This window comes from Mangrovicella endophytica (assembly GCF_002893625.1).
Classification (GTDB): Bacteria; Pseudomonadota; Alphaproteobacteria; order Rhizobiales; family Rhizobiaceae; genus Mangrovicella; species Mangrovicella endophytica.
The window spans coordinates 545304-566542 of record NZ_PKMZ01000002.1 but is presented as its reverse complement, the minus strand read 5'-3'; the positions used below and the strand labels follow the sequence as shown (position 1 = coordinate 566542).

The following is a 21239-nucleotide window of genomic DNA, read 5'->3' as shown; positions in this document are numbered from 1 at the left end:
GGCTGTCTCCTTCACCGCTCGTCCCGCCCTGTCGTTGGTTGTTGTCGACGGGATCGCCGGAGGCCCGATGGTTCGGCCCTTCCGCAGCGGCGCTGCGCGCCTTTAAGCATCAAAGTCGCGTTTTGTCACCCATGACGCAGCACGCTAAGCATTGGCGGATACACCAGCTTCGCGCTCGACATACCGCACCCCACGCGCCTCCAGAAGCGCGTCGAAGAACGCGGCCTCGCCGCGCTGCAGCGACACCGAGCGCGGGTAGCGCGGCGCCGAACGGTCACGCACCACATCGGTCTCGAAGCCGGCGGTCTCCTGCACGAAGCGTCGCACGCCCGCCTCGCCGTAAAGCGCCAGGAAGCCCTGCAGCACGGCATCCAGATAGGACTGCAGGATCGCCGCGCCAACACCGCCGGCCTCCTGCGTCGCGCGATTGGCCTCGTAGATGTAGAGCGGGACGTCATGCACGGGCGCGCCGTCGATCGCGATGCGGCCGAGATCGACGATGCGCCTGGCGTAGCCGGCCTCGCGCTCGTCCACCGACGGCAGATGATCAGCGAGGTCATAGACGACGACGCCCTGCGTCACATGATCGGGTTCCGGCCGCACCGACAGGAGCGCCAGCGCGGGATTGGCGGCTTTGGGGATCCAGCAGCGCCGCCACCCCGACACTTCGGCGCGCCGTATGGCGAGGAACTTGGTGCGCAGCGTCAGCCGGTTCACCAACGAGCCGTAGCCGAAATAAGCCACCACGTTGCCGCCGGCGGCGAGATGCATGAGGTCGGGATGATCGTCGTGGATCCGCATGCCGCGGCGCCTCTCCTCACCCGCCCGCCCCACGAGCCGCGGACTGCGTCCTGCCGGCGAGCCGCGACGGTCAGGCCGCCAGCTTCTCGCCCTTCCGGATGCGGTAGCTCGGCGTATACATCGTCACCAGCTCTTCCGCCGCCGTCGGATGCACCGCCATGGTGCGATCGAAGTCGTCCTTGGAGAGGCCGGACTTCACCGCGATTCCCAGGAGCTGCGCCATCTCGCCGGCGTCGGGACCCAGCACATGCGCGCCGACGACGCGGCGGCTCGCTGCGTCGACCACCAGCTTCACCAGCATGGTCTCGTCGCGGCCGGACAGCGTGTTCTTCATCGGCCTGAACTTGGCGCGGTAGACCTCGATCTCGTCGAATTCCCTGGCGGCCTCAGCCTCCGTCGCACCCACCGTGCCGATCTCCGGATGCGAGAACACCGCCGTGGGCACCAGATCGTAGTCCGGCTTGGTCGGCTTCCCCAGGAACACGCTGTCGACGAAGCACATGGCCTCGTGGATCGCCACCGGGGTCAGTTGCAGCTTATGCACGACGTCGCCGATCGCGTAGATGTTCGCGGCGCTGGTGCGCGAGTAATCATCCACCACGACGGCACCCCGCGCGTCGAGTTCGACGCCAGCCTTTTCGCAGCCGAGATCGTCGGTGTTGGCCTTGCGGCCGATCGCCAGCATCACCTCGTCGGCGTCCAGGACGTCGCCGCTGGCCAGATGCGCCTCGAAGCGGCCGTCCGCCTTCTGCACGACCTCCTTAAGCAAGTCCTCGCAACGGATGCGCACGCCCTTCTTGGCCATAGCCTGGTGCAGCTCGTGGCGCAGATCGTCGTCGAAGCCCTGCAGGATTTCCTTGCCGCGGTAGACGAGCGTCGTCTCCACACCGAGATTGAGGAAGATGTTGGCGAACTCGACCGCGATGTAGCCGCCGCCGAGGATCACGATCGACTGCGGCAGGCGCTTCAGGTGGAACGCCTCGTTGGAGGTGATGCAGTGCTCGGCACCGGGGAGGTCCGGATGCGGATTGGCGCGCGAGCCGGTCGCGATCAGGATCTTGTCCGCGGTGACGACCTTGCCGGTCTCGATCAGCCGAATCTCGTGCGGCCCTTCCAGCACCGCCCGCGTCTTCAGGATCTGCGCGCCGGATTTTTCCAGGTTCTCGCGATAGATCCGCTCGAGACGGTCGATCTCGCGGTCCTTGTTGGCGATGAGCTCGCTCCAGCTGAAGCTGCGCTCGCCGACGGTCCAGCCATAACCCTTGGCGTCGACGAAGCTCTCGGAAAACTGGGACGCGTAGACGAGGAGCTTCTTCGGCACGCAACCGCGGATGACGCAGGTTCCGCCGTAGCGGAACTCCTCGGCAATGGCGACGCGCTTGCCGAGGGCCGCCGTCCGGCGCGCCGCCCGGACACCGCCGGAGCCGCCGCCGATCACGAAGAGGTCGAAGTCGTAGGTCGTGCCAGACACGGCGCCGCTCCTTGGATGAACCCGCTACGAAGACAAACGGGCGGCCCGAAGACCGCCCGCTTTCGAATACTCAGACGGCGCGAGACCGGTCGCTCACTGACCAGCGGGAGCCGTGCCCTGGCCGGTCGGCGCAGCATTGGCGGCAGCAGCCTCGGGCGCAAGCTTGCGCATGCCGTCGATCGCCGCCTGCCTCAGGTCACGCACGATGCCGTTCGACCACACGTCGGCGGATGCCATCATCTCGCGGGTTGCGAGCGGCCCCTGCTTGATCAGCTTCTGCCCGGCCTCGGAACTGTAGAACTCGGCGATCTCGCGCAGCTCCTGCTCGGTAAAGAGCTTGGCATAGACGCGGGCGATCTCGTTCTCAAGATCGCCGCGGCGGGGCGCCAGCGCCAGCGCGGCCTCGTCCACCATGTCCGAGATCTGGCTCTGCAGATTGGGGTTGTTGACGATCAGCTCCGCCTTGATCTGCGTAGCCGCGTTCAGGAGGATGTTGTCGAATTGCTCCGTCGCATCGATGGAATCGACGGCCTGACGCGCTGCCGTCAGATGCGCCGGGCTCAACTCCTGCGCCTGCACCGGCGCGGCCCAGAGAAGGCCGAGGGCGGCGGCGGCAAGGACGCCGCGGCGCATCGTGAGGCTGAGGATCATGGGAGCTTCTTCTCCGTTCGTGTGACACCGTTTCGGCCGCTCGCTCGAAGCTGCGCTGAGTAACGGCTTTATATCAGGCCTTGCAAGAGCGCCCAGCGGGCGTGGCGGGCGCGAAACCATCAGCGACGCGACGGCGCATCCAGCCTCTCCACCCCACCTTCGCCGGCAAGGATCGCGCTCGTGGCCATGCCGATGAACAGGCCATGCTCGACGACGCCGGGAATGGCATGAAGGGCTCCGGACAGTGCTTCTGAATCCGGAATACGGCCAAAAGATGCGTCGAGGATGAGATGGCCGCCATCGGTCAGGTAAGGCTCCTCGCCCTGCCGGCGCAGGATGATGTCGCCGGAGAGGCCGAGCCGCTCGCCGGCCTTGCGGATGGCCAGGAAGGTCGCCATCAGCCCGAAGCCGTTCACCTCGATCGGCAGCGGAAAGGCGCCAAGCGCCTCGACCCGCTTGGAGGCGTCGGCGATCACCAGCATGCGCCGCGAAGCGGCCGCCACGATCTTCTCACGCAGCAGTGCCCCGCCGCCGCCCTTGATCAGCGACAGCGCGCCATCGATCTCATCCGCGCCGTCGATCGTCAGATCGAGCTCGGGCACCGTCTCCAGGGTGGCGGTGGGCACGCCGAGGCTGCGACAAAGCTGCTCGGTGCGTTCCGATGTCGCGACGCCGATGATCTCGAGCCCGCCCGAAACCCGCTCGGCTAGCTTGCGCACGAAGATCTCGGCCGTCGAGCCGGTGCCGATGCCGAGCCGCATCCCATTCTCGACCTCGGCAACGGCAGCTTCCGCCGCCCTGGTCTTCAGTTCACTGGCGCTCGCCATCCACACCGCTCCTGCCTCTTCGCGGCAGGCCATAGCGTGAAAGGCAGAGCCTGTCGATGAAGCGAGCCTTGCTTGACCGACGCCGCGAATGCGGCGAAAGCCGGCTGATGAGCCCATCCTTCGATCAGCCCGCACGATCTGAAACACCACCGCGTCCGCTCGCCGTCTTCGATCTCGACGGAACGCTGGTCGACACCGCGCCGGATCTCTCGGCCAGCCTCGACCACTGCCTCGCTGCCGTTGGCATGGCGCCGGTGCCGTTGGAGCTGATCCGCCCGCATGCCGGCCACGGGGCCCGCGTGATGATCCGCAAGGCCTATGAGTGGGTCGACCGTCCGCTTGGCGACGACGAACTCGGCGAGCAGGTGGTGCGGTTTCTCGCTCATTACGAGGCGCATATCTGCGTCCGCTCCAGGCCCTTTGACGGCGTCGTCGCCGCAATGGACCGGCTGGAGCGTGACGGCTTCACGCTTGCGGTCTGCACCAACAAGTACGAGCATCTCGCCGTCAAGCTCCTGGGAGAGTTGGGCCTTGCGGACCGGTTCGCAACGATCTGCGGGGCCGACACCTTCGGCGGCCGCAAGCCGGACCCGATGCATCTCGGCGGCACCATCGCGCGCGCTGGCGCGGCCGCGGCGACGAGCGTGATGATCGGCGACACGATGACCGATGTCGCCGCCGCCCTGGCGCTTGACGTCCCCAGCATCCTCATCGACTTCGGCTATGCGCCCGACGCCGAGGCGCGAGCCAAGGCAAGCCGCGTGATCGAGACCTATTCGGAGCTAAAGGGGGCGCTGCTGCACCAGCTCATGCGGCGATAGGCTCGGATTGATGGCATCGATAGCGGCATGCGTCTGCGGCTGAAGACAAGGCGGACGATGTGCCGCCGCTCCGGTCGCCGCGGGAAGGCGACGTTAGGTCAACGGTCGTCCGCCGGGCAAGCGTAGACATCACGTTGCGCAGAAAGCCGCGGCGCTCTGGTCAGCCGCCGGCATGGCCGCAACAGGACAGTCGATCAAGATGCGCCGCACTGTTGACGGCGCCGGTCCTCCCGCCTTATATCGCCGCACCTCGCGCTACGGCTTTGCTGCCGGCGCGATCGGGCGCGTAGCTCAGCGGGAGAGCACCTCGTTCACACCGAGGGGGTCACAGGTTCGATCCCTGTCGCGCCCACCATTCAAGCCGTTATTCGCTACAGTTTTTATGGATCTGCTGCCGCAGACGCAGCCGGTTGGATGTCTCTGTCTACTCCCTAGCCACTTGTCGAAGCGCTGACATCTGCCGCATCGTCGTCAGCCTGCGCGACGAGGAAGCACGATCTTCGCTGGATGCTTGCGTCCATGCGCTCCCCCAAGCACTCCCCGCGTGCATCTCGACAGCTCAACGAACGACTGACGCAGCGGCCTGTCATATGGCTGTTATATCGTTACAGTAGACGATTTTAGAACCGTTCGAGAGTTCTCCTCACGGCTCCTCTCCGTCGGTTTTCAATTCTCCGCTTCGACGAGGATGGTCCCATGAACGAACACACCTCCATGCGCGCGGCGTTCCGCACCAGCCAGTTGGAAGATGCCGACGGCGAGGGTCTGAACCCGACCGCGAACCGCACGATGGGCGAAATCATCGCAGCACGCTTCTCCCGCCGCAACTTCCTGCGCGGCTCGCTGGCAGCCACGGCGATCGCTGCCACCGTCAGCCCGCTGGCGCTGATCACGGCAGACAACGCTCGTGCGCAGGGCGCCACGTCGCGCTTCGACTTCAAGGAAGTGGAAGCGGGAGTCGATGCGCACCACCATGTAGCCGAAGGCTACGACGCCGACGTGCTGCTGCGCTGGGGCGACGCGCTCTTTCCGGATTCACCTGAGTTCGACCCGACCAAGCAGACGCCAGAGGCGCAGGCGCGTCAGTTCGGCTACAACAACGACTATGTCGGCTTCATCCCGATCGACGGCTCCTCGGAGCACGGCTACCTCGTGGTCAACCACGAGTACACGAACGAGCACCTGATGTTCCCGGGCATCGTCAAGGTCGTCCAGAAGCCTGACGAGAAGGATCCGACCAAGACGGTCGCCGAGCTCGAACTGGCCGATGCCGACGAGAACCGAGTCAATGTCGAGATGGCGGCCCATGGCGGCACCGTCGTCGAGATCCGCAAGGTCGACGGCAAATGGCAGGTGGTGCGCGACGGCGCCAAGAACCGCCGCATCACCGCGATGACCGAGATGGAACTCACCGGCCCGGCTGCCGGCCATGATCGCCTGAAGACTTCTGCCGACAGCACCGGACGCAAGGTCTTCGGCACGGTCAACAACTGCGCCGGCGGCGTCACGCCCTGGGGGACCTACATCATGGCCGAGGAGAACGTTCACGGCTACTTCATGGGTGAGCTGCCCGCCGATCACCCGGAGGCCGCGAACTACAAGCGCATGGGCATTCCCGAGAGCACCTATGCCTGGGGCAAATTCCACGACCGCTTCGACGTCTCCAAGGAGCCGAACGAGCCGAACCGCTTCGGCTGGGTGGTCGAGGTCGACGTGGAGGATCCGAACTCCACGCCGAAGAAGCGCACCGCGCTCGGCCGCTTCAAGCACGAGGGCGCCGACAACATCGTGTCGAAGAACGGCCATGTCGTTTTCTATCTCGGCGACGACGAGCGCTTCGACTACGTCTACAAGTTCGTCACGGCCGGCACCTACAATCCGGATGACCGCGCCGCCAACATGAACCTCCTCGACGAAGGCACGCTCTACGTCGCCAAGTTCGAGGAAGACGGCACGATCGCCTGGCTGCCGCTGGTTCATGGCGAAGGTCCGCTGACCGACGCGAACGGCTTCGCCAGCCAGGCCGACGTGCTGATCGAGACGCGCCGTGCCGCCGACCTACTGGAAGCGACTCCGATGGATCGCCCGGAAGACATCGGCCCAGACGGCAAGACCGGCCGCGTCTACGTGATGCTGACCAACAACACCAAGCGCAAGGACGAGCAGGTCGACGCGGCCAACCCGCGTGCCAAGAACGCCTTCGGCCACATCATCGAGATTGCCGAGAAGGACGGTGACTTCGCCGCGACCACCGGCACCTGGGAGGTGCTTCTGAAGTGCGGCGACCCGTCGGTTGCCGAGGTCGGCGCGACCTTCTCCACCGAAACCACCAAGAATGGCTGGTTCGGCATGCCGGACAACTGCCATGTCGACACGAGCGGGCGCCTCTGGGTTTCCACCGACGGCAACTCGCCGAAGGACACCGGCCGCACCGACGGCCTCTGGGCGGTGGACACCGAAGGCGATGCACGCGGGACGTCGAAGCTGTTCTTCCGGGTGCCGGTCGGCGCCGAGATGTGCGGCCCGCTGATCCTGCCGGATGAGCAGACGGCCTTCGTCGCCGTGCAGCATCCTGGCGATGGGGGCGATGACTGGGACGGCTTTGGACGTCCTTCCTACTACGAGGACCTGTCGACCCGCTGGCCCGACTTCCGGGACGACATGCCGGTGCGCCCCTCGGTGCTCGCCATCACCAAGCAGGGCGGCGGCCGGATCGCCTGATATAAGCAGTCACCCGCCGGCAGGAGAACCTCCCGCCGGCGGGTGGGCAGCCAGTCGGATCACCCCCGTTCGACAAACTCCTAGCGAGACGCCCCGGCTAGCGGGACGTTCCTCGCCAGCGCAGCAGCGGCTCAGTTCGACCAGCTTGCAAATGGGTCGGGCAGCCGCGTCCATGCCGCTGGCGTGAAGCCATCGGCCGGAACGAGGCACTCGTCCAACTCGGCGCAGATCCGCTGTTCGTCCATCGGATCGCAGCCGATGAACACGATCTCCTGCCGGCGATCGCCCCAGACCGGATCCAGATACGGCCTCATGGACGCTCGCCATTCCGGATTGGCCGGCCACTGGTGCTTCGGCACCGAGGCCCACCAGAGACCGCGCTTCGCCGTCCTAACCAAGGCGCCCGCCTGGCTGAGCTCGCCGACATGGTACGGTCGCGTGGCGAGCCAGAAGAAGCCCTTCGCCCGCACGACGCCCGGCCAGGGCCTGTTGACGAACGCCGCAAGTTTCGCCGGGTCGAACGGCCGCCGCTCGCGGTAGACGAAGGAGCGGACGCCGTACTCCTCCGTCTCGGGAACATGATCCTTAAAGCCGTTCAGCTCCTTGAACCACAGAGGATGCTGCTGTGCCTTCTCGAAGTCGAAGCGGCCGGTGTCGAGGACCGCCTCGAGCGGGACCTTGCCGAAATCGCTTTCCACCAGTTCGGCGTCTGGATTGAGCGAGCGAATGATTTTGCGGGCAAGATCCAGATCGTACGCAGGCGTATCGGAGACCTTGTTCAGGACGACCACGTCGGCGAACTCAATCTGCTCCACGAGGAGATCCACGAGGGCGCGCTCGTCGCCGGCGCCGGCAGTCTCGCCGCGGTCGCGCAGGAAGTCCTGCGAGGCGTAGTCCTTGAGGAGGTTCGCGGCGTCGACCACCGTCACCATCGTGTCAAGTCTGGCGACGTCCGACAGGCTCTCGTTGTTCTCGTCGCGGAAGTCGAAGGTCGCGGCGACCGGCAAGGGTTCCGCTATGCCGGTGCCTTCGATCAGGAGATAGTCGAAGCGCCCTTCTCTCGACAGCCGCCGAACCTCCTTGAGGAGGTCGTCGCGCAGCGTGCAGCAGATGCAGCCGTTGGTCATCTCGACCAGTTGCTCTTCGGTGCGCGACAGGTTCGCTCCGCCGTCGCGGACCAGCGCGGCGTCGATGTTCACCTCGCTCATGTCGTTGACGATGACCGCGACGCGACGGCCCTCGCGATTGTTGAGGACGTGGTTGAGGAGCGTGGTCTTGCCGGCTCCGAGAAAGCCGGAGAGCACGGTGACAGGCAAGCGGCGGAAGGATCCGGCTGTGCTGAGCATGAATGACCTTCGGGTCTGATGGACGTGCGGAAGGGAGCGCCCGACCTCAGTGGCCGGGCGCGTACGATCAGGGCGATCTGTGATCAGTGCGCCATCATCTCTTGGGCGACGTCCTTCGCGCTCAGCGACGAGGGATAGTAGGTCGGCCAGTTCGTCACTTCCTTCAGCAGGGCAGCGCGGTCGTCGCCCCAGTAGAGATGGTAGTGATCGGCTTTCTCCGGCGCGATCTTGTGGTCGCTGAACTGGAAGTAGTCCGGCGCGTCCGCATCGCCGTCCACCTTCTTGAAAATGAAGCGGACACCGCGGTTACCCTTCTCGTAGGTGAGGATCTCGTGGCCGTCGCTGGCATAGCGGGCCTTGAGCGGCTTGCCTTCGCGGAAGAAGGTGACGGTGTCGCCCTCGATGGTGATGCGCTCCACGTTGGTCTTATAGCCGACCTCGTAGTACGCCTTGTACTCGGCGGCGCTCTTCTTGCCGTCTTCGGCCTTGTGCGCCATCACCGGATCGAGCGTGCCGTCCGTCAGGTACGGATAAACGGACTGCCAGTCGCCAGCCCAGTCCGACAGCGGCCGGTCCTTGACCTGGCCGTCCTCGAAGTAGCCCTTGTAGATCTGGTCGTTGCCATGGCTGTGAGCGTGGTTGTGCTCACTTGCGCTCGCCTCGTCATGGCTCTGGCCGCTGCCGCCGACCGCGACGATGTTGAACGGCTTGCCCTCGACGGCGATGTCGCCGGCCTCTGTGAAGGAGGCGGCATCGACCAGATGCAGCTTGCCCTGCAGCGGGTCCGTGAGGACGATCTTGTCACCGGCCACCGCGATGCGAGGCCGCGGATCATTCCAATGGCCGTCCATGGAATAGGGATCGGTCAGGCTGATCGATTTGGTGATCTCGCCCTTGATCACATCGAGCTGGTGAAGCTTGCCATCCTCGGTGAAGACATAGGCGAACCTCGCCCGGATGGGATCAACGGCGAAGTGGACGCGCCGGGTCGCAAGCTCGACCAGACGGAAGGCGTCCGTCTCAGCGGCGGGGTCGATCAGTACCACTTTGTCGGAGCCGTAGTTGCCGAGGAAGTACTGCAGCCCGCGGCCGCCGACCAAGGTCGTCGCCTTGCCCTCGGGAAGATCGTCCGGATAAGGCAGATGCCGGATCTGCGGGGCACCCTCGCCATGCGTGACGACGAGCAGACCGGTCGCGCAGGCCAAGGCGAGAACATTGCCCGACGACCCCTCGCCGTGCAGATCGGGGCAGTCGGCGATGTCCCCGACCTGCTTGCCATCTTCATCCACGGTTCTGATACCGACCGGGAGCTCGTCTGGCTGCTCCTTGTTGGGCTCAGACAGAAGAACATGATCGTCATAGGCGACGGCGACACCGTGCTGCGGCGAATCCGTCTTCACCTCGCGGGTATCTGATTTCCCTTCGAGAGCAGCTTTCTCGGAGATGATGCGCGCGACGCCCTCTCCGTCGAAGAAGGTAGCGAACTCACCGCCATGTTCGACGAAGTGGGATGGCTTCTGGCCGGCGATCTTCGTTCCCGTCAGCTTCGGCGCCTCGACCTCGATGTCGCCGTGGTCGCCATGATCCTCGAAGGCAATGCCGCTTGCGAGGGTCGTCACCACACCGGCATCGGCCTGTCGGGCGAAGATCAGGCGGCCGCTGTCGCTGGGGTAGAGCACGGCGGGGCTCTCCAGCTGAAACATGTCGATCGTCTCGCTCTTCAGCGCATCGATCACTGTTACTTTCGGCGCGTCGCGGTCGGCGACGAAGAGCCGCCATGCGGTCACGTCCTCAGCCTGAGCGGCCGCCCCAGGAAGTGCGAGGATCAGCGCAAGCGCTGTCGCTGCAGTCGATTTCAACTTCATGGATCTATCCTTATGTTATTACATAACATCCACGAGGCAAAGAAAAGGCGGATCGCTCCGCCCTTCCCTTCACCTTGGAGGTGGCTCAGCTCCCGAGGATGTCGGTCTTGATGGTTTCGACGTTATGGCGAACCATGTCGATGTAAGTGGAAGCCGGACCGCTCTCGTCCGACAGGGCGTCAGAATAGAGCTCGCCACCGACCTTGAGGCCGGTTTCGCTGGCGATCTGCTCGATCAGCCGCGGATTGGTGACGTTTTCCACGAAAATCGCAGACGCCTTGTCCTCTTTGACCTGCTTGACGAGGGCGGCGACATCCGCGGCAGAGGCTTCGGACTCCGTCGAGATGCCTTCCGGCGCCAGGAATCTGAGGCCGTATTCGTGCTGGAAATAGCCGAAGGCGTCATGTGAGGTGATGATCGTACGCTTCTCCTCGGGGATCTCGGCGATCGCGTCTCTCACCTCCTTGTCGAGCGCCTCGAGCTTCTTGCCATAGGCTTCGGCATTGGCCTTGTAGGTGTCGCAGCCTGCAGCATCCGCCGCGCAGAAGGCATCGGCGATGTTCTTCACGTAGACTTCGGCATTGTGAACCGATTGCCAGGCGTGCGGATCATACTCGCCGTGGTGATGATGGCCGTGGCCCTCCTCGGCCTCATCGTGATCGGCGGCTTTGTGCTCGTGAGCCTCGCCGGCCTCACCCTCGTGGTGGTGGTGATGCTCCTCCTCCGCGTTCTTCAGCACTTCGCCGCCCTTCGTCAGCTCAATGATCGGCGCCTTGGTGCCGCTCGCCTCGATCAGGCGCGGCAGGAAGCCTTCGAGTTGCAGACCGTTGGTCAGAACGACGTCAGCGGCAGCCAAGGCCGCGGCGTCCGCCGGCTTGGGCTCGTAGACATGGGCATCGCCATTGGGACCGACCAGCGTCGTGATCGCAACCCGGTCGCCTCCGACATTCTTGGCGAAGTCGGCAATGACCGAGAAGCTCGCCACGACCTTCAGCTCCTGCGCCGAGGCACCGGAAGCGGTCGCGCAGATTAACGTTATAACACTCGCAGCAGCGGCAAGATTGAGGGTCCTGAACATGTGAAGCTCCTTCTGTTCAGCCTAGGCAGTGAGGTGGGAGGCGGGCCGGATGCGCGTGGCGAGAATGCCGCGCGTGCCGAAGATGGTGGAGAGGATGTAAACGACGCCTGCCGACAGGATGATCGCCGGTCCCGATGCCAGCGAGGCATGGTAGGACAGAAGCAGCCCCGCAAGGCACGACACGATCCCGATGCCGATCGCCAGGAGGCACATTGGCTCCACCCGCGTCGTCCAGAAGCGGGCCGACGCGGCGGGCAGCATCATCAGACCGACCGCCAAGAGCGTGCCGAGCGCCTGGAATCCGCCGACGAGGTTCAGCACCACCAGTCCCAGGAAGAGAAAGTGGACTGGCGGTCCGAGGCGCGACACCGAACGCAGGAACAGAGGGTCGAGGCATTCCGCCACGAGCGCACGCCAGAAGACGGCGAGAGCCACGAGTGTCGTCACGCCGATGGCGCCGATGAGGGTGAGCGCCTCGTCGTTGAGGGCGAGAACGGTGCCGAAGAGCACGTGCATGAGATCGACGTTGGACCCGCGAAGCGAAACGATCAGCACTCCCAGCGCCAGCGAGATCAGATAGAAGGCGGCCATGGAGGCATCCTCCTTCTGGACGGTGAGACGCGAGACGGCACCGGCGCCGAGTGCCACGATCACGCCGGCGGCGAGTCCCCCGAGGGTCATCGGGATGATCTGGAGGCCGTAGAAGAGAAAGCCGACGGCGGCGCCAGGCAGGATGGCATGCGCCATGGCATCGCCGGTCAGGCTCATGCGGCGCAGCATCAGGAACACGCCGATCGGGCACGCGCTGACGGAGAGCATCAGGGCACCGACCAGCGCCCTCTGCATGAAGCCGTACTCTGCGAAGGGCGCGATCAGCCAGTCGTAGAGCGGACCCATCAGGCGGCATCCTTGGCGGCAGCGTGGCTGTGCTCATGGCCACCGTGCCGGTGGACGTACGCACCGCCCTGCCCCGGCGCACACAAGGCTGCCTTCTCGTCCCATGCCTCGTGAAACTGGCGGGCCTTCAGGAGATTCTCCGGCGAGAGCGCCGCACGCGTATCACCCCAGGCAATCGGCTCGCGCGCCATCAGCAGCGCTTCCGGAAAGTGCTCGCGAACCAGATCAAGATCGTGCACCACGACCATGACGGTGCGCTTCTCGCCGTGCCAGCGCATGATGAGATCGATGAGGTCCCGCACCGTTCGCGCGTCCACCGCATTGAACGGTTCATCGAGGAGGATGAGGTCCGAATCCTGCACCAGAACGCGAGCGAACAGGGCACGCTGGAGTTGCCCTCCCGATAGGGAGTCGATCGGGCGCGCGTCGAAGCCTTCGAGGCCGACAGCCGAAAGGGCATCCGCCACAACCGCCTTGTCGCGCGCGCCGTGCCAGCCAAGCAGGCCGCGCCGCGGCCACAGGCCGAGCGATACCAGGTCGATCACGCGAGCGGGAAAGGAGCGGTCCAGCTCCGATTGCTGCGGAAGATAGGCGAGACTCGTTCCTGGCGCGACGGCGCAGCGGCCCGACATCGGCTTCAGGACACCCACGATCCCCTTCATCAGGGTCGACTTGCCTGAGCCGTTAGCGCCGACCACAGCCGTAAGAGATCCGCGGCGTACCGTTCCGTTCAGATGATGCACGGCCGGATGGCGATGATAGCCGAGCGTCAGATCGCCAAAGGTCACGCAGGCACTCATCTGTCGCGCATCTCCTGTGCCGGCCACGACCGGCGTTGACGGCTGAATATGTTATGTTATGACGTTCGTCAACAACTGTTATAACGTTTCGGATAATGGCGGTCCATGGCTCCCAGTGACGATGAAGCCGGCAAGCGTCGGCGACCGGGACGAAATCAGCAGCTCGTCTTCGACGCCCTATCCCATGCGGAGCGTCCCTTGGGCGCGTACGACCTGCTTCGCCTGCTCAAACCTGAGGGTCTCAGAGCGCCGCCGCAGATCTACAGGGCTCTTGAATGCCTCATTCGCGAGGGCAAGGCCCATAAGATCGAGACGCTTGGCGCCTACACCCTTTGTGCGCAGCCCTGTTGCGAAGAGAATGGAGGTGCGTTCTTCACGATCTGCCGAACCTGCGGTCGAGCGGACGAGCTGCACGATCCAGCATTGAGCCGTCTGCTCGGCAAACTGTCCCGGCGATCAAGGTTCAAGGTCGAGAAAGCAGCCGTCGAACTGTCGGGTCTCTGCGACGACTGCAGCCATGCGTAGGACACCCGTATTCCTGCTGACCGGCTTCCTGGGAGCCGGCAAGTCCACGCTGCTCAACCGGCTTCTGCGTGATCCTGCCTTCGCCAAAACGGCGATCATCATCAACGAGTTCGGCGAGATCGCACTCGATCACGATCTGGTGCGGGTCGCCGACGCTCCCCTTTCCCGCACCACGACCGGCTGCCTGTGCTGCACGGCCGGAAGCGACGTCAGGTCCACTCTGCACGAGCTTCATCAGGCGGCGCTCGGCGGCGGCATCGACGTCGAACGTATCGTCGTCGAGACCACTGGGCTCGCCGACCCTGCCCCGCTCGTCAACCAGTTGATACCTGGAGGCACACCGGCACGGAGCCTCGGCGACCACATCGTCGCACGTCACTACGCGCTCGCAGGCGTCGTGACGCTCGTCGACATCGTCACCGGAGAGCTGTCGATCGAGAACCACTTCGAGGCCGCCAAGCAGATCGCCTTCGCCGATCGCATCGTCCTGACCAAGACGGACCTTGCTCGCGATCCTGCGACGATCAAAGACATTGGGGACCTGCGCGAAAGGCTTGCTATGCTCAATCCCACCGCGCCCGTGTCAGACGCAGCCTCCCCGGATTTCCAGCCGGCGTCGCTCTTCGCACCGCGAACCTATACACCTGCTGGTCTCGGCGACGACGTCCTCGGATGGCTAACGCTCGATGAGGCGATCAGCTCGCAAGGCCACGGGGGTCGGGATGAGCGACCGGCCGACGATGAGAATGCCTTCCGCCGACACGGCGCCCGCATCGGCAGCTTCTCGCTCACGCTGGACCGGCCCGTCGATGCAGCGTCGATGAGCCGCTTCCTAGACGTCCTGACGGCGAGCGCCGGCCAGCGCCTCCTACGCGTGAAGGGATTGGTGCAAGTAGCAGATGATCCTGGCCGCCCTCGCCTCGTCCATGCGGTGCAGCACAGCGTGCACCCGCCGACCGTGCTTGAGGAGTGGCCGAGCGACGACCGGCGTACGCGGCTCGTCTTCATCACCGACGGGCTCGATACCGACGCCGTGCGGCAACTCTTCGCAGCCGCACTCGTGGACGGCACCCACAGTGTTCAAGAGAGCTTTGCCAGCCTCTGCCGTGTCTTCGCCAAAGCCTGGCGCTCCGGCAAGGCAGCCCTCCAGCGGACGCCGGCTCGCTGACCGACGCATGATCTGAGCGGCGCGCCCGCGAGTCGAACGTCTGTCGGCGACCTCGAGGATACGGCATGAACCACTTCGACAATCCGCTCGCCCCGCTTAGCCGCAAGCTCCCTGAGAAGACGCGGCAGCTCAAAGCCTGGGTGCGGGCGCTTTACAACCTGGATGATCGCGTCGTCATTTCGGTTGCCGAGCTTGCCTGCCGTGATGTCGGCTGTCCGGATGTCGAGACCGTGATCGGCATCATGCGGCCTGCGGAGCGCGTCCGGACGATCCGCATCCACAAGTCGGTCGAGGACATCGGCTTCGATGACGTCCGTCTATCCGTGATGCGAGGGAATTAGTGCGTCGAGGTAGGGCCTTCGTGAGAATGCGTCCCAGCAGGGTGACACCGCGAACAGGTGCCTCTGATCTCCACGGTCGCCTTCTCCAGCTTGAAGGACTGCTCTTTCGACCAGTTCCGCAGCCGGCCCTCGATGACGGCATCGGAGATTTCTTCCGTTCGCCCGCACGTCGTGCAGATGGCAAAGGCGATCAGTCGATGGACGTGGTCTTCCGGATGGGTGCATGCGACGAACGCGTTGATGCTCTCCAGACGATGCACGAGCCCAAGTTCCACCAGGCGCTCCAGTGCGCGATAGACCTGCAGCGGAGCGCGCATGCCGTGCGAGCGAACCTGATCGAGAAGACTGTAGGCGCTGAGCGGGGCATCTGATCGCGTCAGCGCCTCCAGCACCACGGTCTGGTTCTTCGTCAACTGCTTAGCCATCGTCATCCGACCAACCGTTCCGCCCGCAAATCGGCAGTGGGACCCGCCGCGCGCATACGCACCCTCATCGCTTATGTGGACGAGGTCACCGGCCGGCGCAATGCGAGCCGGCTGCGCAGCTCCTTCTGCCCCCTGTCGCTCGGGCCGGCCGCATCACGGATGCTTGCCGCAGACCAGCTTGATCCGGCTGGATACGAGTTCGGCATAGTTGACACCGTCGGCGGGGATCTTCTCCGACTTGCCGAGACCCGCCACCTGGTTGAGCCACGCCGCGGCACCGTCCGTTTCAGGCTCTGCCAGGATCGAGGACTGGCACGTCTCCGGCAGATCCGTCAGCCGGACTTGGTCGTTGCTCGTCACATCGATGGAGACGTAGAAGCTGGGATCGTAGATCGACAGGGTCAGATCCACGCCGTCGAGGGCGACCTGGCTTGCGGGACGCATCTCTGTCAGCAGCACGAGGTGCCCGTTCTCGATCAGCGCGCGGAATTTGTCCGGTGCAGCCAGCGCGATCGGCTTGCCTTCGTCCTTCAGGACGGTGAAGTAGTTGTAGGCCGCAGCCGAATGCAGAACGGTGGCGCCGATCGCCTCAAGCTCCTTCTCGTCAAGCGTGCCGTCCGCGTTACGGTCGAAGTCCATGAGGAGCGAGGAGGAAAACATCTCGTCGAAGACCCAGCCTGACCGGACGGCCGTCAGGTCTCCCTTGCCGTCGCCGACGAACTGGACCGAGGCCGTCACGAAGACGTGCGGATGAGCGGCGGCCGGTCCTGCCCACACGGCTGTCGTCAGCAGGAGGACCGCTGCGATCGGGATGCGGCGCCACCGCGGGGGCATCGACAGGTTCATAAGGCTCCTCGTTCCGGTCCATACCGTCAGCGCCAGCGAAAGCGGGCGCTCGCTCGACGCACAGAACCGAATCTCGCCACAGTGCTGGACGAGTTCGGCAACAAGACGATCAGGATCGAATGTGATGCGGGCTGCTCTCGCGATCATCGTGGCGCTCAGCTGGCTTGGTGCAGCGAAGCCGAGCCTCGCGCACCCCCACGTCTTCGTCGACGGCCGCATGGAGATCACAGGCGACGGTCACGGACATCTCACCGGATTGACCAACGTCTGGGCGATGGACGAGCTCTTCTCGGCAAGCGTCATCCCCGACTTCGACAAGAACGCCAATGGCAAGCTCGATCCCGGCGAACTCGCGGCGGTGGCCAGCCAAGTCCGCACATCCATCGCCGAGTGGTCGTTCTACACCTTTCTGAAGAGCAATGGGCACGAGGTTCCGCTTGATCCGCCGAAGGACTTCCGCGCCTCATGGGAGACGGCGAGCGGTAAGCTGATCTTCCGCTTCGACCTGACCCCGCAGCATCCGGTCGATCTGAAAGGCGCGGACGTCACCGTCAGCAACTTCGACAAGACCTACTTCGTGGCGTTCGACTTCCCGGACGACAGCCGCTTTGCGCTCCGTCACCTGCCGGCTTCGTGTCACAAGCGGATGGTGACGCCAACTCCTGACGAGGCGGAGAAGATCTGGCAGGACACGATGGCGGCGCTTGGACCCGCCGACTCCACACCGCCCGAGGATGGAATCAACTTCTCGGAGGCCCTGGCAACACGCGTCGAGATCGATTGCCGCAGCTGACGGTTGGCGCCACGGCAGCCGAGCCTAAAAAACACGCTCCGCCTCAGTACTGCTGCGACCGATCCGGCGACGGAGGGAGCATGTAGGCAGGCGGAGCATCTCGCGGCAGCGTGGGAGCAAACGGCACTTCAAGGGGTGGCCCGAATTCCGGATTGGCCATCGGCGTCGGCTCCTGGAGGCCCGGCTGCTTCGGCAGGAACTGCAATCCCGACAGAAGCAGGCCGATCGCCAGCAGCCAACTGCCGGCGATCCGCTTGCCGATGAGCAATGCCCTTATGGGCAGCACCGCTCCGGCAGCGACGAGAAACGAGACGAGCCACAGGGCAGCGAGTGCCGCTCCGACCGGCAGCCCGAACGGGTTGCCGAAGGGGTCGTTCAGGCTCGCTTCGAAGGTCGCGACAACTCCGACGAGGATCGCCGCGAGTGGTTCGAGGAGCGCCGAGACGCCTCCCGGCAGAAGCAGGACGACGCCGGAGAGCATGCAAGCTGCGGGAGGCAGCAGCGCCAGTCGTCCGAAGACGTCGATCCTGCTCAGGAAAGGCCAGAGAAGCGAGTCCCGCAGGAACAGCCCGCCGGCGAGCCCGAGCACCACAGCTGCGACGGAGACCATGCGCGGCCTGGAGCCGTTCCGGCTGGATGCGAGCCCGACACCTGCGACGGCGAGCGGCAACAACGGACCAGAGGTGAAGAACTGCCGGATCCCCGCATCGATCAGCCCATCGAACCTCGCGATCGTCAGCAGGCCCAGCGCGGCGAAGCCAACTGATCCGAATGCCGCAGCTGGAGCGAAGCGCTGCATCAGACGCTCAGACCAGCAGGAAGTAGGCGCCCGCGAGCGCGATCAGGCCGCCGAGACATCGGGAGACAATGCCGTCGTAGAATTTGCCGGAGACCAGCCCGACGGCGACGCCGAGCACGTGGATCAGTCCCGTGGCGATCACGAAGCCAACAGCATAATCGGCGGGGTCGGCTGCTAGCGGCAGTTCGGCGCCATGCGCATAGCCGTGACAGATCGCGAAGACAGACACGATGACCAGGGCCACCGCGCCAGGTGCCTTCCACGCCGCCGCGATGGCGCCGCCAAGAACAATCATCGAGAGTGCGATCCCCACTTCGACGTCCGGTATCGGCAGTCCCAGCATGCCCAGCACGCCGCCGACCACCATGATCAGCGGAAAGGTCACCGGCAGCGTCCAGACCGCCGCGCCACCCATCTGAGCACCCCAGATGCCGACCGCGAGCATCGCCAGCAGGTGATCGGAACCGGTCAGCGGGTGTTCGAACCCGCTGCTGAAGCCACCGGCATTGCTGACGATATGAGCATCCGCTGGATCCGCCTTCGCCCACAGGAGCAGGAGGACAGCGGAGAGGCAGACGACGCGCTGCCCTGCCGTCGTGGAGACATGTCTGGCAAACATCTGCGGCAACGATCTGGAGGTGGATTGCGAGTGGCGGCCTGTGCGCAAGCGAGACGAGTGGCCACACTTTGCACATGCCCGCTTGATATGATGTTATCACATTACGGAAGTCAAACCGGTGTGGGTGCCAACGCCTCCTCCGATATTTTACAGCCTGACGCCGGCTGAGAAGGCCACGGTCGGCTGGCGGTGAAGAGGAACTTTCTGGATATGCCGAACCTGAGGACTGAGCGGCTGCCGAAGCTCTCGACGGGCTGGACCTTCTCGAAGGTCGTGGCAGGCCTGATCGCCATCGTGACGTCGGCGGCACCCGGCAGCGCCGCAGCTTCGGAACCGCAGAGCATTCCGGCCTGGCTGGAGGCGCATGTCGGCGACGGTGACGGGCAGATCACATCCGTCGTGCTGCAGCGGGCCCGCGCTCTTTACCTGCGCAAGGTCAGCGAAGGAGCGGTGAATAACCCCTGCTACTTCGCGATGGACGCCACCCGACCGACAAGCGTCGGCACCGACCAGCTTGGCCGCCGCTTCTACACCATCTGTGAAGCATCGCAGACCTTCAAGGCCGTGTCGGCCGGCTTTGGCAGCGGCCGCAACCTGCGCGGCGTCGTCGACTTCTCGAACGGGCGGCAGTGCGCCAGAAACTTCGGCAACGCTCAAGACGCATTGCTGACGACAGGCGGCGGCTATGTAACGGCCGAGACGCGTACTTCATTCAAGGGCTACTATCGGTCCGGGCTCGGCAAGAGCGTGCCGTTCATCCGCTCCTTCGTGCAGTTCGACGGCGAAGGGGATACGGCCAATGCGCGAGTTCGCGCCATCGGCGGGCATCCGGCACAGGTGCTGAAGGGCATGTGTCGGAGCAAGAATTCCGACAGCGCCTATGCCGACGAGGATGGCTACGTGCGGATGGGAAAGCTGGTCGACTACGCCGGAGGTCGCAGCAACGGCTGCACGAGTTGGTCGTCCTCGGACGCGCGAAAGATCATCCCGCTGATGCAGGACAATCCAACGACCGTCTACATCTACCCCGAACGGCGCGACATCGAAGCGGTCGCAACCGCCGTCAAGACGGGGCAGCCCTTGGCGCGGACCGGCGTCTACTGGAACTCCGCCTGCCTCAAGGCGATCCGGACGCCGAAGTTTTGGCAGGCCAGCACGCTCGAGCCCCTGATCGCCCGCTACAACGCCGCTCATCCCGCGCAGCCTGCGCAGGAGCTCCCGATCTGCAAGCAATCTTAGGATACGCTGAGCTTCGCCCGCCTTGCGGCGGCAGCCTGAACAGTTCCGCCGTGACGCGCTTCAGCAGGATCCACCGGCGCACCGCTGGCATCCACAGGATGCGGCACGGAACTCGGGGGCAGGCTCAACGAACCTGTCTCAATGGCCTATCGATTTGATTCGTAATGATACTGCGTCCTCGAGCGCGCGATGACCCGCTCACGATGGATCACGTAGATGCCCGACGCCACGATGATGGCGATCCCCGTCCAGGTCATGCCACCCGGAAAGTCGCCGAAGAACAGGTAGCCGAAGAGGGTTGCGGTGACGATTTCGAGATAGGAGAGCGGCGCCAGCGTCGATGACGGGGCGAAAGTAAGAGCATAGGTCATGGCCATATGGCTGATCGTTGCCGCGACCCCGACGGCTGCGCATGACAGCCAGGCGGCTCCTTCGGGAACCACGAAGCGGATCGGCCCGATGTCGGCAGTCGAGCCGAGACCGAGGATCGGCAGGCAGAGAAGCCCCGCTGCCACGGCCGTCTGGAACTGCATCGTCACCGGATGCTGCACGCGGCTGAGGTGCCGGGTCACCATCATGTAAAGGGCGAAGGCGCATGCGCTGCCGACAGGCAGGAGCGCTGTCGTGCCGAAGCGCACGAAAGACGGCTGGATCACCAGGATCGTACCGCCGAAGCCAATCAGTGCGGCCGCGATGCGCCGCGGTCCGACCTGCTCCTTCAGAAGAAAACGCCCCATCAGCAGCAGGATGAAGGGCGAAATGAAGCCGATCGCCAGCGCGTCGGCGATCGGCATCAACCGCACGGCCGCAATGAAGCAGAAGGTGGAGCCCACCGCTCCAGCCGCGCGAAGCATCGTCAGGCCGGCGATGCGCCGCCCGATCCGCATCGGCAGGCGCATGGCGAGGACAACAGGCCCCATCAGGGTCGCTTGCACGATGAAGCGCGCCAGCGTCACCGTCCCGGCCGACACCGTCTGGACGGCCATCTTCGAAGCGACGTCGATCAGAGGAGCGATCAGGCAGAAGGCGATCATCAGGCCAATGCCCGGCAGAATGCGATCGACTGACGTGGGGGCGGAGGACAGGACTGCGTTGCGGCTCATCGCCACCGGCTACAGGGACTTGGCTAGCACGTCCAGCGACAGCCCTCCTTGCCGGCATGGCAAGCGTCGCCGGTCTCGCCGAACCTCGAATCTGGCAGCCATG

21 protein-coding genes and 1 tRNA gene are annotated in these 21239 nt (G+C 64.8%); 8 read left to right on the top strand and 14 right to left on the bottom strand.

Going from position 1 to position 21239, the window contains the following annotated elements:
• Positions 1-144: 144 nt before the first annotated feature.
• The 4 genes from C0R46_RS08290 to rpiA form a co-directional block, all read right to left on the bottom strand.
• Positions 145-801, bottom strand: a complete 657-nt coding sequence (locus tag C0R46_RS08290) for a gamma-glutamylcyclotransferase family protein (RefSeq protein WP_102959109.1) — start codon at positions 799-801, stop codon at positions 145-147.
• Between the two features lie 70 nt (positions 802-871).
• Positions 872-2272 (bottom strand): glutathione-disulfide reductase, encoded by a 1401-nt coding sequence (gene gor, locus C0R46_RS08285; RefSeq protein ID WP_102959108.1) that lies wholly within the window; start codon positions 2270-2272, stop codon positions 872-874.
• 93 nt (positions 2273-2365) lie between these two features.
• On the bottom strand, positions 2366-2923 hold the full coding sequence (locus tag C0R46_RS08280) for a DUF2059 domain-containing protein (protein ID WP_102959107.1): 558 nt from the start codon (positions 2921-2923) through the stop codon (positions 2366-2368).
• A 119-nt stretch (positions 2924-3042) separates the two neighbouring features.
• Complete coding sequence (gene rpiA, locus C0R46_RS08275; protein ID WP_102959106.1) at positions 3043-3750, bottom strand: ribose-5-phosphate isomerase RpiA; 708 nt, start codon at positions 3748-3750, stop codon at positions 3043-3045.
• A gap of 107 nt (positions 3751-3857) precedes the next feature.
• On the opposite strand from rpiA, the gene C0R46_RS08270 reads away from it, so the two are divergent.
• The 3 genes from C0R46_RS08270 (at position 3858) to C0R46_RS08260 (ending at position 7292) form a co-directional block, all read left to right on the top strand.
• Positions 3858-4571, top strand: coding sequence for an HAD hydrolase-like protein (locus C0R46_RS08270; RefSeq protein WP_102959271.1), 714 nt, complete (start codon positions 3858-3860; stop codon positions 4569-4571).
• 280 nt (positions 4572-4851) lie between these two features.
• Positions 4852-4926: transfer RNA gene (locus C0R46_RS08265), tRNA-Val, on the top strand.
• Positions 4927-5267: 341 nt separating this feature from the next.
• Positions 5268-7292, top strand: coding sequence for a PhoX family protein (locus C0R46_RS08260; RefSeq protein WP_102959105.1), 2025 nt, complete (start codon positions 5268-5270; stop codon positions 7290-7292).
• 131 nt (positions 7293-7423) lie between these two features.
• On the opposite strand, the gene zigA is transcribed toward C0R46_RS08260, so the two are convergent.
• The 5 genes from zigA to aztA all read right to left on the bottom strand — a co-directional run bounded on the left by zigA (position 7424) and on the right by aztA (position 13278).
• Positions 7424-8638: a zinc metallochaperone GTPase ZigA gene (zigA, locus tag C0R46_RS08255; protein ID WP_102959104.1), complete on the bottom strand. Its 1215-nt coding sequence runs from the start codon at positions 8636-8638 to the stop codon at positions 7424-7426.
• 83 nt (positions 8639-8721) lie between these two features.
• Complete coding sequence (aztD, locus tag C0R46_RS08250) at positions 8722-10503, bottom strand: zinc metallochaperone AztD (RefSeq protein ID WP_198598273.1); 1782 nt, start codon at positions 10501-10503, stop codon at positions 8722-8724.
• An 85-nt stretch (positions 10504-10588) separates the two neighbouring features.
• Complete coding sequence (gene aztC, locus C0R46_RS08245) at positions 10589-11581, bottom strand: zinc ABC transporter substrate-binding protein AztC (protein ID WP_102959103.1); 993 nt, start codon at positions 11579-11581, stop codon at positions 10589-10591.
• A gap of 21 nt (positions 11582-11602) precedes the next feature.
• Complete coding sequence (gene aztB / locus C0R46_RS08240) at positions 11603-12478, bottom strand: zinc ABC transporter permease AztB (RefSeq protein WP_102959102.1); 876 nt, start codon at positions 12476-12478, stop codon at positions 11603-11605.
• Positions 12478-13278 (bottom strand): zinc ABC transporter ATP-binding protein AztA, encoded by an 801-nt coding sequence (gene aztA / locus C0R46_RS08235; protein WP_102959101.1) that lies wholly within the window; start codon positions 13276-13278, stop codon positions 12478-12480. Before aztA ends, aztB begins: the two co-directional genes overlap by 1 nt.
• Before the next feature lie 105 nt (positions 13279-13383).
• On the opposite strand from aztA, the gene C0R46_RS08230 reads away from it, so the two are divergent.
• The 3 genes from C0R46_RS08230 to C0R46_RS08220 all read left to right on the top strand — a co-directional run bounded on the left by C0R46_RS08230 (position 13384) and on the right by C0R46_RS08220 (position 15312).
• On the top strand, positions 13384-13803 hold the full coding sequence (locus C0R46_RS08230; RefSeq protein ID WP_157944587.1) for a Fur family transcriptional regulator: 420 nt from the start codon (positions 13384-13386) through the stop codon (positions 13801-13803).
• The gene (locus C0R46_RS08225) at positions 13796-14971 is read left to right on the top strand and encodes a CobW family GTP-binding protein (protein WP_102959099.1); all 1176 of its coding nucleotides are present in this window, start codon (positions 13796-13798) and stop codon (positions 14969-14971) included. Before C0R46_RS08230 ends, C0R46_RS08225 begins: the two co-directional genes overlap by 8 nt.
• Positions 14972-15036: 65 nt before the next feature.
• Positions 15037-15312 (top strand): nitrate reductase, encoded by a 276-nt coding sequence (locus C0R46_RS08220; RefSeq protein ID WP_102959098.1) that lies wholly within the window; start codon positions 15037-15039, stop codon positions 15310-15312.
• On the opposite strand, the gene C0R46_RS08215 is transcribed toward C0R46_RS08220, so the two are convergent.
• Positions 15309-15737, bottom strand: a complete 429-nt coding sequence (locus C0R46_RS08215) for a Fur family transcriptional regulator (protein WP_280953014.1) — start codon at positions 15735-15737, stop codon at positions 15309-15311. The genes C0R46_RS08220 and C0R46_RS08215 overlap by 4 nt on opposite strands.
• 153 nt (positions 15738-15890) lie before the next feature.
• Entirely contained in the window at positions 15891-16583 is a 693-nt protein-coding gene (locus C0R46_RS08210; RefSeq protein WP_157944586.1) for a DUF1007 family protein, read from the bottom strand.
• Positions 16584-16707: 124 nt separating this feature from the next.
• On the opposite strand from C0R46_RS08210, the gene C0R46_RS08205 reads away from it, so the two are divergent.
• Entirely contained in the window at positions 16708-17376 is a 669-nt protein-coding gene (locus C0R46_RS08205; protein WP_157944585.1) for a DUF1007 family protein, read from the top strand.
• 43 nt (positions 17377-17419) lie between these two features.
• Here C0R46_RS08205 and C0R46_RS08200 read toward each other — a convergent pair whose 3' ends face one another.
• On the bottom strand, positions 17420-18175 hold the full coding sequence (locus tag C0R46_RS08200; protein WP_102959095.1) for a hypothetical protein: 756 nt from the start codon (positions 18173-18175) through the stop codon (positions 17420-17422).
• A gap of 7 nt (positions 18176-18182) precedes the next feature.
• Positions 18183-18794, bottom strand: coding sequence for a HupE/UreJ family protein (locus tag C0R46_RS08195; RefSeq protein ID WP_102959094.1), 612 nt, complete (start codon positions 18792-18794; stop codon positions 18183-18185).
• Between the two features lie 210 nt (positions 18795-19004).
• Here C0R46_RS08195 and C0R46_RS08190 point away from each other — a divergent pair, with 210 nt between their 5' ends.
• Positions 19005-20033, top strand: a complete 1029-nt coding sequence (locus C0R46_RS08190; RefSeq protein ID WP_245413469.1) for a murein L,D-transpeptidase catalytic domain family protein — start codon at positions 19005-19007, stop codon at positions 20031-20033.
• A 146-nt stretch (positions 20034-20179) separates the two neighbouring features.
• On the opposite strand, the gene C0R46_RS08185 is transcribed toward C0R46_RS08190, so the two are convergent.
• Positions 20180-21136 carry a DMT family transporter gene (locus C0R46_RS08185; protein WP_198598272.1) on the bottom strand — a complete coding sequence of 319 codons (957 nt, stop codon included), beginning with the start codon at positions 21134-21136 and terminating at the stop codon, positions 20180-20182.
• Between the last annotated feature and the right edge of the window lie 103 nt (positions 21137-21239).